We start from the raw sequence: 15,975 nt of genomic DNA on the forward strand, positions 1-15,975 counted from the left end.
GACCACCCCGCCAGCGCCTGAAGCCTCCCCGGCAACTCCGGCAGCCCCGGCCACCGCGCCGCAGGAGCCCGCCGGCGGCGAGCAGAAGCAATAATCGCGCTTCTGCCGCACAGAACAAGGCCCGCTTATGGCGGGCCTTGTCGTTTCTGCGGTTCGGCTGTCAGCCGCTGGGAGGAATGTCGTTGTCCCGCGGCGCATCGCCCTGCGGCGTCGGCGTGTAGACCATCACGTGAAGCACGCTGGAGTGGAACTCGCGCTGGTACAGCACGCCCACCACACCCGCCGTCACCAGCATGAAGATCCACGGGTTGATGAACCAGGCCAGCATCGCCAGGCCGAAATAATAGGTGCGCAGGCCCTGGTTGAACTGGTGCGCCGCCAGCGACACCACGCGCGCCGCGCGCTCGGCGAAGGATTTGCGCTCCAGCTCGCCGACGTTGCGCTCCCCCACCATGGGCGCGGAACCGATCAGCACCGCGGCGAAGTTGTACTGGCGCATGCACCAGCTGAAGGTGAAGAAGGCGTAGACGAAGACCACCGCCAGGCACAGCAACTTGAGCTCCGAGAGCCCGCGGGTCGGCGCCGTCACGAAAGGCAGGTCGGCCAGCACCGAGATCGTGCGCTCGGCCGAGCCCAGCAGCGTGAGGATACCGGCCAGGATGATCAGGGTGCTGGAGGCGAAGAACGAGGCGTTGCGCTCCAGGTTGCCGATCACGCTGGCGTCCGCCACGCGGTTGTCGCGCAGCAGCACGCGGCGCATCCAGTCCTGGCGGTAGAGGTGCAGCACGCTGGCCAGGCAAGCAGTGTCGCGGGCCTTGGTCTTGGCGTAGCGGGTGTAGCCGATCCAGCAGAACAGGAACCAGAGGATGGCGAGCAGGTTCCAGAAGTACTGGATGTCGAACAGGTCGACGATGTCGGTCATGGATTTCCTTGCGATTCGAGACGGGATGAAGTCAGTACGCAGCCGATAGACGCCAGTTTAACGCGCCAGGACACGACGCCCACGACGGAAAAACGCGGGCATGAAAAAGGCCGCCTCGTGGGCGGCCTTTTTCTCTGACGGCGGATATCAGGCCATTGCTTCCTGGGGTTTGCCCAGCAGGCGGTCGACCACCACCATCACGGCCAGCATGGTGACCGAGGGAATCAGCCAGGCGAGGCCCTGCTCGGCCAGCGGCAGGTGCTCCATCCAGGCCGGCATCCAGGCGTCGAGCTTGGCGCCCTTCAGGGCATCGATGATGCCGAAGACGAAGGAGATCACCATCACCGGGGCGACGATGCGGGTCTGCGAACGCCACAGGCTGGCGCAGAAGCTCAGCGCCACCAGCACGATGCACGGCGGATAGATGGCGGTCAGCACCGGGATCGAGAACTGGATGAGCTTGGTCAGGCCCAGGTTCGACACCAGCAGCGAGAAGCCGGCCAGGATGACAACCAGGCTGCGGTACGACAGCGGCAGGATGCGGCAGAAGTACTCGGCACAGGCACAGGTCAGGCCGACGGCGGTGACCAGGCAGGCCAGCGCGATGAGCACCGCGAGGAAGGTGCTGCCCAGCGAGCCGAAGGTGTGCTGCACGTAGGCGTGCAGGACGGCAGCGCCGTTGGCGGCACCCGCGGCGATGTCATGGCTGCCGGCACCCAGGCGGAACAGGCTGATGTACACCAGCGCCAGGCCTACGCCGGCGATCAGGCCGGCGATGATGGCGTAGCGGGTGATCAGGCGCGGCGACTGCACGCCCCGGGAGCGGATCGCGTTGACGATGACGATGCCGAAGACCAGCGCGCCAAGGGTGTCCATGGTCAGGTAGCCATTGACGAAGCCCTGGGAGAACGCGGCGCTCTGGTAGGCCGGTTCAGCGACGCCAATGGGGCCGGCCGGCAGCATGAAGGCGGCAATGCCCAGCGCGGCCAGGGCGATGATCTTCAGCGGCGCGAGGAAGCGGCCCACGGTATCGAGCAGCTTGCCCGGATACAGCGAGATCACCAGCACGATCAGGAAATACACCAGGCTGTAGAGGAACAGCGGCAGCGCGCCCTCCCCGGTCAGCGGCGCCAGGCCGACTTCGAAGGAGACGGTGGCGGTACGCGGGGTGGCGAACAGCGGCCCGACCGACAGGTAGCAGACGGCCGCCAGCAGCCCGCCGGCGACCTTGCCGATGGGGTGGCTGAGGGTGTCCATCGCGCCACCGACCTTGGCCAGCGCCACCACGGTGATCACCGGCAGGCCGACCGCGGTGATCAGGAAGCCCAGCGCGGCCATCCACACGTGCGGCCCCGACTGCAGCCCCACGATCGGCGGGAAGATGATGTTGCCCGCGCCGACGAACAGCGCGAAGGTCATAAAACCCAGTGCCAGGATGTCCTGGCCTTTCAAGACGTTCATGAAGGGAAATACCACAGTGCTGAAACGGGTTCGTGGTCTTCCTGGGCAGATCGACCATACAGACGTGACAAAGCCGCATCGGACGGGACTGGCTGACTCATTGCGGCTGAGCCTGCGCATCCAGTGATGCTGCTGTCATCGGTACGGTGATTTGTTCTTGGAAGTCCGATAGCAGAGGTTTTCCATGGGCTCGTGGCCCGGTTGCTCCTGCATTCTGGTTATCCCGCCATCCTTGACGGTCAGGAATCGCCGTCGCCTCCGGGTAGGAATTGACGGTGAGCGAGCCTTCCCTTGTGGGGAACGCGACGCTTCATATAGTTGCTAGCCTAACGATCTATTCCGATGAACTGCACTGACATACGTCAGATCGTCCGCGCAATGATCGGCGATGTCGCCTGAACGACACTTTGTAGACGCCGCCACAACGACAGAGGCCACCCGAAGGTGGCCTCTGTTGACGGGCGGTTGAGTAAGCGAGGCGCTTACTTGACCGGCCAGCCGGTCAGCTCGGCCAGGGCCTTGCCGATGTCGGCCAGCGAACGCACGGTTTTCACACCAGCGTCCTGCAGGGCGGCGAACTTCTCGTCCGCAGTGCCCTTGCCACCGGAGATGATGGCGCCCGCGTGGCCCATGCGCTTGCCGGGCGGTGCGGTTACACCAGCGATGTAGGACACCACCGGCTTGGTCACGTTGGCCTTGATGTAGGCAGCCGCTTCTTCTTCGGCCGAACCACCGATTTCACCGATCATGACGATGGCTTCGGTTTTCGGGTCTTCTTGGAACAGCTTCAGGATGTCGATGAAGTTGGAGCCCGGGATCGGGTCACCGCCGATGCCCACGCAGGTGGACTGGCCGAAGCCGGCGTCGGTGGTCTGCTTCACGGCTTCGTAGGTCAGGGTGCCGGAACGCGACACGATGCCCACCTTGCCCGGCAGGTGGATGTGACCCGGCATGATGCCGATCTTGCACTCGCCGGGAGTGATCACGCCCGGGCAGTTCGGGCCGATCAGGCGTACGCCCAGCTCGTCGCACTTGACCTTGGCTTCCAGCATGTCGATGGTCGGGATGCCTTCGGTGATGCAGACGATCAGCTTGATGCCGCCGAAGGCCGCTTCCAGGATCGAGTCCTTGCAGAACGGAGCCGGAACGTAGATGACCGAAGCATCGGCGCCGGTGGCTTCCACGGCTTCCTTGACGGTGTTGAACACCGGCAGGCCGAGGTGGGTGGTGCCGCCCTTGCCGGGGGTCACGCCGCCAACCATCTTGGTGCCGTAGGCGATGGCTTGTTCGGAGTGGAAGGTACCCTGCGAGCCGGTGAAGCCCTGGCAGATGACTTTGGTGTCTTTATTGATCAGGACGCTCATTACTTACCCTCCGCGGCCTTGACGACTTGCTGGGCAGCGTCGGTCAGGCTGGTCGCCGCGATGATGTTCAGACCGCTCTCGGCCAGGACCTTGGCGCCGAGGTCGGCGTTGTTGCCTTCCAGACGAACGACAACCGGGATTTTCACGCCGACTTCTTTCACCGCGCCGATGATGCCTTCGGCAATCATATCGCAGCGAACGATGCCGCCGAAGATGTTCACCAGAACGGCAGCCACGTTGCTGTCGGACAGGATGATCTTGAACGCTTCGGTCACGCGCTCTTTGGTGGCACCGCCGCCAACGTCGAGGAAGTTGGCCGGCTTGCCGCCGTGCAGGTTGACGATGTCCATGGTGCCCATGGCCAGGCCAGCGCCGTTGACCATGCAGCCGATGTTGCCTTCCAGCGCGACGTAGTTCAGTTCCCACTTCTGCGCATGGGCTTCACGAGCGTCGTCCTGGGACGGGTCGTGCATGGCGCGCAGCTTGGGCTGACGGTACATGGCGTTGGAGTCGATGTTGATCTTGGCGTCCAGGCAGTGCAGGTTGCCGTCTTTCTTGATCACCAGCGGGTTCACTTCCAGCAGCGCCAGGTCGTAGTCCTGGAACAGCTTGGCGAGGCCCACGAAGATGTGGGTGAACTGCTTGATCTGGTCGCCCTTCAGGCCCAGCTGGAAGGCCAGCTCGCGGCCCTGGAACGGCTGAGCGCCAACCAGCGGATCGATGGTGGCTTTCAGGATCTTTTCAGGAGTCTCGTGCGCAACTTTCTCGATGTCCACGCCACCTTCGGTGGAGGCCATGAAGACGATGCGACGGCTGGAACGGTCGACAACGGCGCCGAGGTACAGCTCCTTGTCGATGTCGGTGCAGGATTCCACCAGGATCTTGCTGACCGGCTGGCCGTTGGCGTCAGTCTGGTAAGTCACCAGACGCTTGCCCAGCCAGTTGGCGGCGAACGCCTTGGCGTCCTCTTTGCTCTTGACCAGCTTCACACCGCCCGCTTTGCCGCGGCCGCCGGCGTGTACCTGGGCTTTTACGACCCACTCGGTACCACCGATCTTTTCACAGGCTTCTGCGGCCTCTTCGGGTGTGTCGACGGCGAAGCCCTTGGATACGGGCAGGCCGTACTCAGCGAACAGCTGCTTACCCTGATATTCGTGGAGATTCATGCTTGTCTACCGTTTTCGTCTTGGGTATTGCGCATTCGGCGCGGCGCTCGTGGCACCGCGCCACCTGTGACCGAATCCCCGCGGGGGAGAAACGATCCGGCGGGTGGGAGGCAGCCCCTCGCAAAAGACTGCCGCCCTGCCCGCCGTGGTCCCGTTCCTTAGCGCTTCTTGCGGTTGGCGATGTGGATGGCGTGGCCATTCACCGCCAGAGCCGCTTCGTGCAGCGCTTCGGACAGAGTCGGGTGGGAGAAGACCATCATGCCCAGGTCTTCGGCACTGGTGCCGAATTCCATGCCGATCGCGCCCTGCTGAACCAGCTCGGCGGCGCTCGGGCCGATCACATGGACGCCCAGTACGCGGTCGGTCTTGGCATCGGCGATGACCTTGACCAGACCACCGGTGTCGTTGGCAGCCATGGCGCGGCCGCTGGCGGCGAACGGGAAGGTACCGACGTTGACTTCGACGCCTTCGCCCTTGAGCTGCTGCTCGGTCTTGCCGACCCATGCGATTTCCGGGTGGGTGTAGATCACCGACGGAATCAGGTCGTAGTTCATCTGGGCCTTGTGGCCGGCGATACGCTCGGCAACCATCACGCCCTCTTCCGAGGCCTTGTGCGCCAGCATGGCGCCGCGGACCACGTCACCGATGGCGTAGACGCCCGGAACGCTGGTCTTGCAGTGGTCGTCGACGTAGATGAAGCCACGCTCGTCCAGGGTCACGCCGCTGTCGGCGGCCAGCAGGTCGGTGGTCACCGGGCGACGGCCCACGGCCACGATCAGCTTGTCGAAGGTTTCCTTCTGCTCGCCGTTGGCGTCGGTGAAGGTCACGGTGACCTGCTTCTTCTTCACTTCCGAACCAGTGACGCGAGCGCCCAGGCGGATGTTCAGACCTTGCTTGGTCAGGGTCTTCAGGGCTTCCTTGGCGATCTGCTCGTCGGCCGCCGGGAGGAACTTGTCCAGGGCTTCCAGGACGGTGACTTCAGCGCCCAGGCGCGCCCAGACCGAACCCAGCTCCAGGCCGATGACGCCAGCGCCGATCACGCCCAGCTTCTTCGGTACGCTCTGGAATTCCAGGGCGCCGGTGGAGTCGACGATCACGTCTTCGGTCAGCGGGGCCGGCGGGATTTCGACCGGCTTGGAGCCCGAGGCGATGATGATGTTGTCGGCTTCCAGGACCTGGGTCTTGCCGTCCAGGCCGGTCACTTCGACCTGCTTGTTGGCCAGGACCTTGCCGTGGCCTTCGAAGGAGGTCACGCCATTGGCCTTGAACAGGGTGGCGATGCCGCCGGTCAGGTTCTTCACGATGTTGGCCTTGCGCGCAACCATCGCCGGAACGTCCATCTTCACGCCGCCAGTGGAAATGCCGTGAATCTCGAAGCCTTCTTTGGCTTCCTTGTACTTCCAGGAGCTGTCCAGCAGCGCCTTGGACGGAATGCAGCCTACGTTCAGGCAGGTACCGCCGAGAGCGACCTTGCCCTCTTTACCGATGTACTTCTCGATGCAAGCGGTCTTCAGGCCGAGTTGGGCGGCACGGATGGCGGCTACGTAGCCGCCGGGGCCGGCACCAATCACAACCACGTCGAATTTCTGGCTCATGTCTCAATCCTTATTCCGGTGAAGCGGACGGCCCCTTTCGGGGCCGTCGTGTAGTACGGGGCCGTCGTGTGAACGGGTGTATCAGACGTCCAGCAGCAGGCGAGCCGGATCTTCCAGCAGATCCTTCATGGTGACCAGGAAGCTGACTGCTTCCTTGCCGTCGATCATGCGGTGATCGTAGGACAGCGCCAGGTACATCATCGGCAGGATCACCACCTGGCCGTTAACGGCCATCGGGCGCTCCTGGATCTTGTGCATGCCGAGGATGGCGGTCTGCGGCGGGTTGACGATCGGAGTCGACAGGAGGGAACCAAATACGCCACCGTTGGAAATGGTGAAAGTACCACCGGTCATGTCTTCGATGGACAGCTTGCCGTCTTTGGCCTTCTTGCCGAAGGTGGCGATGCCGTTCTCGATCTCGGCCAGGCTCATGAACTCGGCGTTGCGCAGTACCGGTACGACCAGACCACGGTCGCTGGAAACGGCCACGCCGATGTCCTGGTAGCCGTGGTAGACGATGTCGTTGCCGTCGATCGAGGCGTTGACGCCCGGGAAGCGCTTCAGGGCTTCGGTGGCGGCCTTGACGAAGAAGGACATGAAGCCCAGGCGGACGCCGTTGTGCTTCTTCTCGAACAGGTCCTTGTACTTGTTGCGCAGGTCCATGATCGGCTTCATGTTGACTTCGTTGAAGGTAGTCAGCATGGCCATGGAGGACTGGGCTTCGACCAGACGCTCGGCAACCTTGGCGCGCAGGCGGGTCATCGGTACGCGCTTCTCGACGCGGTCGCCAGCGGCGATCACCGGAGCAGCGGCGGCAGCCGGGGCAGCGGCCTTGGCGGCCGGAGCGGCAGCCGGGGCGTTCTTCTTGGCTTCGACGGCGGCAACGACGTCTTCCTTGGTCACGCGACCGCCCTTGCCGGTGCCGGCCAGGCTGTTCGGGTCGATGCCATTCTCTTCGGCCAGCTTGCGGGCGGCCGGCGAGAGGATGTTGTCGTCAGCAGCGGCTGCCGGTGCAGCAGCGGCCGGGGCAGCAGCGGGAGCGGCGGCAGCAGCCGGAGCGGCAGCGGCAGCACCGCCTTCGCTCAGCTTGCCCAGCAGTTCGTTGGAGAGAACGGTGTCGCCTTCGTTCTTGACGATCTCGGCCAGGACGCCGTCGGCTTCGGCCAGAACCTCGATCACGACCTTGTCGGTCTCGATGTCGACGATCAACTCGTCACGCTTGACGGCTTCACCGACCTTCTTGTGCCAGGTTGCGACGGTGCCGTCGGCAACCGATTCCGGGAAGGTTGGGGCTTTGATTTCGATAGCCATTATGTGTGTTTCCTTAAATTCGGTATCAACTGCGCGTTGGCGTTAAACGGTGAAGGCGTCCTGCAGCAGTTTTTCCTGCTGCTCGGCGTGCATCGAAGCGTAGCCGCAAGCCGGAGCTGCCGAGCCTTCGCGGCCCGCGTATTCCAGGTTGAGACCTTTCTTGTGCGCGGCGATGACGCGACGCATGTGGTGCTGCGAGCAGTACCAGGCGCCCTGGTTCATCGGCTCTTCCTGGCACCAGACGATGTGCTTGAGGTTCTTGTACTGCGACAGGACCTCGGCCAGATCGTCCTCCGGGAACGGATACAGCTGCTCGATACGAACGATCGCGATGTTCTCGAGACCTTCGGCACGACGCTTCTCCAGCAGGTCGTAGTACACCTTGCCGCTGCACAGCACGATGCGGTCGACTTTCTTCGGATCCAGGCTGTCGATCTCGTTGATCACGGTCTGGAACGAGCCGTTGGCCAGATCTTCCAGGGTCGAGATGGCCAGCTTGTGACGCAGCAGCGACTTCGGAGTCATCACGACCAGCGGCTTGCGCAGCGGACGGATCACCTGGCGGCGCAGCATGTGGTAGACCTGCGCCGGAGTGGTCGGCACGCAGACCTGGATGTTCTGCTCGGCGCACAGCTGCAGGTAACGCTCCAGACGTGCGGAGGAGTGCTCCGGACCCTGGCCTTCGTAACCGTGCGGCAGCAGCATGGTCAGACCACACAGGCGTTGCCACTTGGTCTCGCCGCTGGTGATGAACTGGTCGATCACGACCTGCGCACCGTTGGCGAAGTCACCGAACTGGGCTTCCCAGATCACCAGCGCGTTCGGCATGGTGGTGGCGTAGCCGTATTCGAACGCCAGCACGGCTTCTTCCGAGAGGTAGGAGTCGTACAGGCTGACGCGCGGCTGGCCGTCGAACAGGTTGGCCAGCGGGATGTAGACCGAGTCGTCCTTCTGGTTGTGCAGCGCCGCGTGGCGGTGCGAGAAGGTGCCGCGGCCGACGTCCTGACCGGTCATGCGCACCGGGTGACCTTCGAACAGCAGGGTCGCGTAGGCCAGGTTCTCGGCGAAGCCCCAGTTGATCGGCATGCCACCGGCAGCCATCTTCGCGCGGTCTTCGTAGATCTTCTGTACCTGGCGCTGCATGACGAAGCCGTCCGGGGTTTCCAGCAGCTTGGCGGACAGGTCCTGCAGGGTCTTCAGGTCGAAGCGGGTGTCGTGACGCGCGGTCCAGGCATGGCCCACGTACGGACGCCAGTCGACGAAGAGCTCCTTGTTGGGCTCCTTCACCAGGCTCTTCACCACGTGCTGGCCGTTGTCGAGAGCGTCGCGGTATTCGTCGACCTTCTCCTGGGCCTGCTCGGTGGTCTGCACGCCAGCGGCGATCAGCGCGTCGGCATACAGGTCACGGGTGGTGCGCTGCTTGGCGATCTGCTGGTACATCAGCGGCTGGGTGCCGCTCGGCTCGTCGGCCTCGTTGTGGCCGCGACGGCGGTAGCAGACCAGGTCGATGACCACGTCACGCTTGAACTGCATGCGGTAGTCGACAGCCAGCTGGGTCACGAACAGGACCGCTTCCGGATCGTCGCCATTCACATGGAAGATCGGCGCCTGGATCATCTTCGCCACGTCGGTCGCGTACTCGGTGGAACGAGCATCGTCCTGACGGCTGGTGGTGAAGCCGACCTGGTTGTTGATCACGATGTGGATGGTGCCGCCCGTCTTGTAAGCACGGGTCTGCGACATCTGGAAGGTCTCCATGACCACGCCCTGCCCCGCGAAGGCGGCATCGCCGTGGATGGAGATCGGCACGACCTTGTCGCCGCTGCCGTCCTTGCGACGGTCCTGGCGGGCGCGTACCGAACCCTCGACCACCGGGGAAACGATTTCCAGGTGCGAGGGGTTGAACGCCAGGGCCAGGTGGACTTCGCCGCCGGTGGTCATGACGTTGGAGGAGAAGCCCTGGTGGTACTTCACGTCACCCGAGCCCAGCTCGACCAGTTTCTTGCCTTCGAACTCGTCGAAGAGGTCGCGCGGGTTCTTGCCCAGGGTGTTGACCAGGACGTTCAGGCGGCCACGGTGGGCCATGCCGATGACGATTTCCTTCACGCCGTAGGAGCCGGAGCGCTGGATGATCTCGTCGACCATCGGAATCAGGCTCTCGCCGCCTTCCAGGCCGAAACGCTTGGTGCCCGGGTACTTGGTGCCCAGGTACTTTTCCAGGCCTTCGGCAGCGGTCAGGCGCTCGAGCAGGTGGGAGCGGGCGTCGGCGGAGTAGGTCGGACGACCACGCACGCTTTCCAGGCGCTGGGCGAACCAGTGGCGCTGTTCGGAATCGACGATGTGCATGAACTCGGCGCCGATGGTGCTGCAGTAGGTCTGCTTCAGCGCATCGATGATTTCACGCAGGGTCGCCTCTTCCTTGCCGATGTAGAGCTCACCGGTACGGAAGGTGGTGTCGAGGTCTGCAGCAGTGAGCCCGTAGTGTTCGAGCGACAGATCGGAGGGCGCGGTACGCACCCAGAGACCCAGCGGATCGAGCGACGCAGCCTGATGCCCACGCAGACGGTATGCCAGGATCAGACGCAGGACTTCGACCTGTTTCTTCTCGTGCTCGGTGCTTACGCTGCCAGCGGAAACCGGCGCAGCGCGGCGCTGGTTCTTGGCCAGGAGTACGAAATGATCACGGATAGAGGAATGCGAGACGTCTGGGGCAGGATTGCCGTCGGCGGGGAGCTTCTGGAAGTACGTGCGCCACTCTTCTGGCACAGCGTTCGGGTCGTGCAGGTAGAGCTCGTAGAGCTCTTCGACGTAGGCAGCGTTTCCACCGGATAGATGGGCACTGTTCCACATCCGCTGCATTACGCTTTCGTGCATGCTTGGTCACCCTCGGTAAGGGGACTCCACCTGTGGAATCTCTGGCGCGAAGTCATACACAGCGACTTCAAGCCACCGATTCCCGCAGATAGTCCGGGTACCAGCCCGGATGCCCCTGCTGGTCATATATACGTTTTCAAAACAGGACCCCCGCTTTGTGGGCTTGGGTCCTAGGGACTGTACCGCCGGACAATGTTCCGGCGGCACAGGTGTCGCTCTTGCAATGACCTCTGGGCGCAAGGCCCTCGGATCAAGTGCCGCTTTGCAGCAGCATGTTACGGATGTGACCGATTGCCTTGGTGGGGTTCAGACCCTTCGGGCAGACGTTCACGCAGTTCATGATCCCGCGGCAGCGGAAGACGCTGAACGGGTCATCCATGCTCGCCAGGCGAGCCTGGGTTTCGGTGTCACGGCTGTCGGCCAGGAAGCGATAGGCCTGCAGCAGCGCGGCGGGGCCCAGGAACTTGTCCGGGTTCCACCAGAACGACGGGCAGGAGGTCGAGCAGCAGGCGCACAGAATGCACTCGTACAGACCGTCCAGCTTCTCGCGCTCTTCCGGGGTTTGCAGACGTTCGATGGCCGGGGCTGCATATTTGTTCTGCAGGAACGGCTTCACGCTCTCGTACTGCTTGTAGAAGATGCGCATGTCGACGACCAGGTCACGGATGACCGGCAGGCCCGGCAGCGGACGCAGGACCAGCTTGCCACCCTTCAGGCCGGCGGCCGACAGGGGGGTGATGCAGGCCAGGCCGTTCTTGCCGTTGATGTTCATACCGTCGGAACCGCACACGCCTTCACGGCAGGAACGACGGTAGGAGAAGCCCTCGTCCTGTTCCTTGATCAGCGCCAGTACGTCCAGGACCATGATGTCCTTGCCGTCGGTATCGACCTGGAAGTCCTGCATGTACGGTGCAGCGTCCTTCTCAGGGTTGTAGCGGTAAACACTTACTTGCAACATGGCGGGCACCCTTAGTAAGTACGAACCTTGGGTTCGAATGCCGGAACGGTTTTCGGCGCGAAGTTGACGGCACGCTTGGCAACGCGTTTCTCACCCGGGAAGTACAGGGTGTGGCACAGCCAGTTCTCGTCGTCGCGCTCCTCGAAGTCTTCACGGGCATGCGCGCCGCGGGACTCTTTGCGGGCTTCGGCCGCAATCGCAGTGGCTTCGGCCACTTCGAGGAGGTTCTGCAGTTCCAGCGCTTCGATACGCGCCGTGTTGAATGCCTGGCTCTTGTCGTTGATCTTGACGGTAGCGATACGCTCACGCAGATCAGCCAGCTGAGCGATACCTTTCTGCATGTACTCGCCGGTACGGAACACACCGAAGTAGTTCTGCATGCAGGATTGCAGCTCGCGCTTGAGCGGAGCGACTTCTTCGCCGCTGGTACGCTCGTTCACGCCGTTCAGGCGATTGAAAGCGGATTCCAGGTCGGACTCGGAAGCACCGCGGTGCTCGATGCCCTCTTTCAGGGCCTTTTCCAGGTGCAGGCCGGTGGCACGACCGAACACGACCAGGTCGAGCAGCGAGTTGCCGCCCAGGCGGTTGGCGCCGTGTACCGATACGCAAGCCACTTCGCCTACGGCGAACAAGCCTTCGACGATCTGCTCGTTGCCGTTGGCGTCCATGGTCAGGGCCTGGCCGTGGATGTTGGTGGCAACGCCGCCCATCATGTAGTGGCAGGTCGGGATGACCGGGATCGGCGCGACAACCGGGTCGACGTGGGCGAAGGTCTTGGACAGTTCGCAGATGCCGGGCAGGCGGCTGTGCAGGACTTCCTCGCCGAGGTGGTCGAGCTTCAGCAGCACGTGGTCCTTGTTCGGGCCCACGCCGTTGCCGGCGATCACTTCTTTAACCATGGAGCGGGCAACCACGTCGCGGCCGGCCAGGTCTTTCGCGTTCGGAGCGTAACGCTCCATGAAACGCTCGCCATGGGCGTTGATCAGGTAGCCGCCTTCACCGCGGCAGCCTTCGGTGACCAGTACACCGGCGCCGGCGATGCCGGTGGGGTGGAACTGCCACATCTCGATGTCCTGCACCGGCACGCCAGCGCGCAGGGCCATGCCGATGCCGTCACCGGTGTTGATCAGGGCGTTGGTGGTGGAGGCGTAGATACGGCCGGCACCGCCAGTGGCCAGGACCACGGCCTTGGAGCGGATATAAACGGTGTCGCCGGTTTCGATGTCGATGGCGATGACGCCAACCACATGACCGTCCTGGTTCTTCACCAGGTCAACGGCGTACCACTCATTAAGGAAGGAAGTACCGCTCTTCAGGTTGGCCTGATAGAGGGTATGCAGCAGGGCGTGACCGGTACGGTCAGCCGCGGCGCAGGTACGGGCAGCCTGGCCACCCTTGCCGAAGTCCTTGGACTGGCCACCGAACGGACGCTGGTAGATGCGGCCCTGCTCGGTACGGGAGAACGGCAGGCCCATGTGTTCCAGTTCGAACACGGCTTCCGGGCCGACGGAGCACATGTATTCGATGGCGTCCTGGTCACCGATGTAGTCGGAGCCCTTGACGGTGTCGTACATGTGCCAGCGCCAATCGTCGTTCGGGTCGGCCGAAGCGATGGCGCAGGTGATGCCGCCCTGGGCGGATACGGTGTGCGAACGGGTCGGGAAGACCTTGGTCACCACGGCAGTCTTGTGACCGCCCTGGGCCAGTTGCAGCGCAGCGCGCATGCCGGCGCCGCCACCACCAACGATGATGGCGTCGAAGGAAAGAGTACGAATGCTAGCCATGGATCAGTTACCCCAGAGAATCTGCACACCCCAGACGAAGAATGCGAACATGGCCATGCCGCATACCGCCTGGACGAGGAAACGCACGACGGTCGCGGCTTTGCCGAGGGCCATCGGAGTCAGGTAGTCGGTAGTGATGGTCCACATGCCGACCCAGGCGTGCACGCTCAGGGCAACCAGCGTCAACAGGCTGAAGATCTTCATCAGGCTGTGGGAGAACAGACCATGCCACTCGGCATACGAAATGCCCGGGTGTGCGATCAGGTAACCCAGCAGGAACAGTACATAAGCCGCGAGAACGACCGCGGAAACGCGTTGAGCCATCCAGTCATAGAGGCCGGAACGCGAGAAGTTTGTGACGTTAGTTACCATACCCATACCCCCGCCAGAACGATCAGCACCACTGCGACAGCGATGACGATTTTCGAACCACGCTTACCGCCTTCCAGCGTTTCGCCGACGCCTGCATCCATGATGAGGTGACGAATACCGGCTACCAGGTGGTACAGCAGCGCAGACAGCAGGCCCCAGATCACAAGCTTGGCCAACGGATGGGCCAGACACGCCTTCACCTGCTCGAAGCTTTCTTCCGAAGCGAGGGAACGATCCAGTGCGAACAGCAGCACTGCGATGCCCACGAACAGAATGACGCCAGAGATACGGTGGAGAATGGACGTGTAAGCAGTGACAGGGAGTTGGATGGTCCTTAGGTCTAGGTTTACGGGTCGTTTGCTATTCACGGCTTTTTTCACACTGAGAGCCCTTATATGAAGCAGGGCTAGTTGTCGGGAGGTGCACTTGTCAGGTACCCATCACCTTCGGGAGTGACAACCACCGATGAAGCGAGGCCGGACGGCCCTTGGCGGCTGGTCGCCGAGTATAGACAGTTAGGCCCCTAATGACAACGGAAAGACCTTCACCTAAGGACTAATTGCCGCACCCCCCGAAAAGGCGTAAACAGGCAATTTTTTTCGCCAAAACAGAGGCTTGGAGGAGCCGATCGTGTCCGATTGTGCAAATTGACATTCGGATTTATCTCTCTATAGTGGTGCGGGCCCTGCGTGGGGGGTCGTACAGATGATTTCAAGCATAAATAGGAGGCCATCATGGCTGACAAAAAAGCGCAGTTGATCATCGAGGGCGCTGCCCCCGTCGAACTGCCTGTCCTCTCCGGCACGCTGGGTCCCGATGTCGTCGACGTGCGGGGCCTGACCTCCACGGGCCACTTCACTTTCGACCCCGGCTTCATGTCCACCGCCTCCTGCGAGTCGAAGATCACCTATATCGATGGTGACAAGGGCGTACTGCTGCACCGCGGCTACCCCATCGAACAGCTCGCCGAGAAGTCCGACTACCTGGAAACCTGCTACCTGCTGCTCAACGGCGAGCTTCCGACTGCCGAGCAGAAGGAAAAGTTCGTCGGCACCATCAAGAACCACACCATGGTTCACGAGCAGCTGAAGACCTTCTTCAACGGCTTCCGCCGCGACGCGCACCCGATGGCCGTGATGTGCGGCGTGATCGGTGCCCTCTCCGCCTTCTATCACGACTCCCTGGACATCAATAATCCGAAGCACCGGGAAGTCTCGGCGCATCGCCTGATCGCCAAGATGCCGACCATCGCCGCCATGGTGTACAAGTACTCCAAGGGCGAGCCGATGATGTACCCGCGCAACGACCTGAACTATGCAGAAAACTTCCTGCATATGATGTTCAACACCCCTTGCGAGACCAAGCCGATCAGCCCCGTGCTGGCCAAGGCCATGGACCGCATCTTCATCCTGCACGCCGACCACGAGCAGAACGCCTCCACCTCCACCGTGCGCCTGGCGGGCTCCTCGGGCGCCAACCCGTTCGCCTGTATCGCCTCGGGCATCGCCGCCCTGTGGGGACCGGCTCACGGCGGTGCGAACGAAGCCGTTCTGCGCATGCTGGACGAGATCGGTGACGTGTCGAACATCGAGAAGTTCGTGGCCAAGGCCAAGGACAAGAACGATCCGTTCAAGCTGATGGGCTTCGGCCACCGCGTGTACAAGAACTTCGACCCGCGCGCCAAGGTCATGAAGCAGACCTGCGACGAGGTTCTCCAGGAGCTGGGCATCAACGACCCGCAACTGGAACTGGCCATGAAGCTGGAAGAAATCGCCCGCCACGATCCCTACTTCGTGGAGCGCAACCTCTACCCGAACGTGGACTTCTACTCCGGCATCATCCTCAAGGCCATCGGCATTCCGACCAGCATGTTCACCGTGATCTTCGCCCTGGCACGTACCGTGGGCTGGATCTCGCACTGGCAGGAAATGCTCTCCGGCCCGTACAAGATCGGCCGCCCGCGCCAGCTGTACACCGGCAGCGCGCAGCGCGACTTCGTGGACCTCAAGGCCCGCTAAGCGCTACGGCGAAAGAAAGGCCGCCTTCGGGCGGCCTTTTTCATTGCCTTGCCCTCTGTAGGAGCGGGGGGGGGGGGGGGGGGGGTTTTAAGGGGGTGGGGGGGGGGGGGGGGTGGGGGGGAGCGCGGGGCGAGGCGGAGGGGCGCCCCG

Annotated in this window: 12 protein-coding genes; 1 reads left to right on the forward strand and 11 read right to left on the reverse strand. The window is 62.9% G+C overall.

Annotated elements, in window-relative coordinates; all coding sequences use genetic code 11:
* Positions 1 to 160 precede the first annotated feature (160 nt).
* The 11 genes from ACCC94_RS19585 to sdhC form a co-directional block, all read right to left on the reverse strand.
* Positions 161 to 922, reverse strand: coding sequence for a DUF599 domain-containing protein (locus ACCC94_RS19585; RefSeq protein ID WP_017518679.1), 762 nt, complete (start codon positions 920 to 922; stop codon positions 161 to 163).
* 147 nt (positions 923 to 1,069) lie between these two features.
* A complete protein-coding gene (gene brnQ, locus ACCC94_RS19590) occupies positions 1,070 to 2,383 on the reverse strand; it encodes a branched-chain amino acid transport system II carrier protein (protein ID WP_413351174.1) in 1,314 nt (437 codons plus the stop codon).
* Between the two features lie 482 nt (positions 2,384 to 2,865).
* A complete protein-coding gene (gene sucD / locus ACCC94_RS19595; protein ID WP_038803160.1) occupies positions 2,866 to 3,747 on the reverse strand; it encodes a succinate--CoA ligase subunit alpha in 882 nt (293 codons plus the stop codon).
* The gene (gene sucC / locus ACCC94_RS19600) at positions 3,747 to 4,913 is read right to left on the reverse strand and encodes an ADP-forming succinate--CoA ligase subunit beta (protein WP_017518067.1); all 1,167 of its coding nucleotides are present in this window, start codon (positions 4,911 to 4,913) and stop codon (positions 3,747 to 3,749) included. Before sucC ends, sucD begins: the two co-directional genes overlap by 1 nt.
* Positions 4,914 to 5,071: 158 nt before the next feature.
* Entirely contained in the window at positions 5,072 to 6,508 is a 1,437-nt protein-coding gene (gene lpdA / locus ACCC94_RS19605) for a dihydrolipoyl dehydrogenase (protein WP_413351177.1), read from the reverse strand.
* Positions 6,509 to 6,589: 81 nt separating this feature from the next.
* The gene (gene odhB / locus ACCC94_RS19610; RefSeq protein WP_413351178.1) at positions 6,590 to 7,819 is read right to left on the reverse strand and encodes a 2-oxoglutarate dehydrogenase complex dihydrolipoyllysine-residue succinyltransferase; all 1,230 of its coding nucleotides are present in this window, start codon (positions 7,817 to 7,819) and stop codon (positions 6,590 to 6,592) included.
* A 42-nt stretch (positions 7,820 to 7,861) separates the two neighbouring features.
* A complete protein-coding gene (locus tag ACCC94_RS19615) occupies positions 7,862 to 10,693 on the reverse strand; it encodes a 2-oxoglutarate dehydrogenase E1 component (RefSeq protein ID WP_413351179.1) in 2,832 nt (943 codons plus the stop codon).
* A gap of 250 nt (positions 10,694 to 10,943) precedes the next feature.
* The gene (locus ACCC94_RS19620; RefSeq protein WP_413351180.1) at positions 10,944 to 11,651 is read right to left on the reverse strand and encodes a succinate dehydrogenase iron-sulfur subunit; all 708 of its coding nucleotides are present in this window, start codon (positions 11,649 to 11,651) and stop codon (positions 10,944 to 10,946) included.
* An 11-nt stretch (positions 11,652 to 11,662) separates the two neighbouring features.
* Positions 11,663 to 13,435, reverse strand: a complete 1,773-nt coding sequence (gene sdhA, locus ACCC94_RS19625; protein WP_413351183.1) for a succinate dehydrogenase flavoprotein subunit — start codon at positions 13,433 to 13,435, stop codon at positions 11,663 to 11,665.
* Between the two features lie 3 nt (positions 13,436 to 13,438).
* The gene (sdhD, locus tag ACCC94_RS19630) at positions 13,439 to 13,807 is read right to left on the reverse strand and encodes a succinate dehydrogenase, hydrophobic membrane anchor protein (protein ID WP_413351187.1); all 369 of its coding nucleotides are present in this window, start codon (positions 13,805 to 13,807) and stop codon (positions 13,439 to 13,441) included.
* On the reverse strand, positions 13,801 to 14,187 hold the full coding sequence (gene sdhC / locus ACCC94_RS19635; protein WP_413351185.1) for a succinate dehydrogenase, cytochrome b556 subunit: 387 nt from the start codon (positions 14,185 to 14,187) through the stop codon (positions 13,801 to 13,803). The genes sdhD and sdhC overlap by 7 nt, the downstream gene beginning before the upstream one ends.
* Positions 14,188 to 14,541: 354 nt before the next feature.
* Here sdhC and gltA point away from each other — a divergent pair, with 354 nt between their 5' ends.
* Positions 14,542 to 15,825 carry a citrate synthase gene (gltA, locus tag ACCC94_RS19640; RefSeq protein WP_017518059.1) on the forward strand — a complete coding sequence of 428 codons (1,284 nt, stop codon included), beginning with the start codon at positions 14,542 to 14,544 and terminating at the stop codon, positions 15,823 to 15,825.
* Positions 15,826 to 15,975 lie beyond the last annotated feature (150 nt).

The sequence above is a fragment of the Pseudomonas sp. Pseusp97 genome (assembly GCF_047304025.1).
Lineage (GTDB): Bacteria > Pseudomonadota > Gammaproteobacteria > Pseudomonadales > Pseudomonadaceae > Pseudomonas.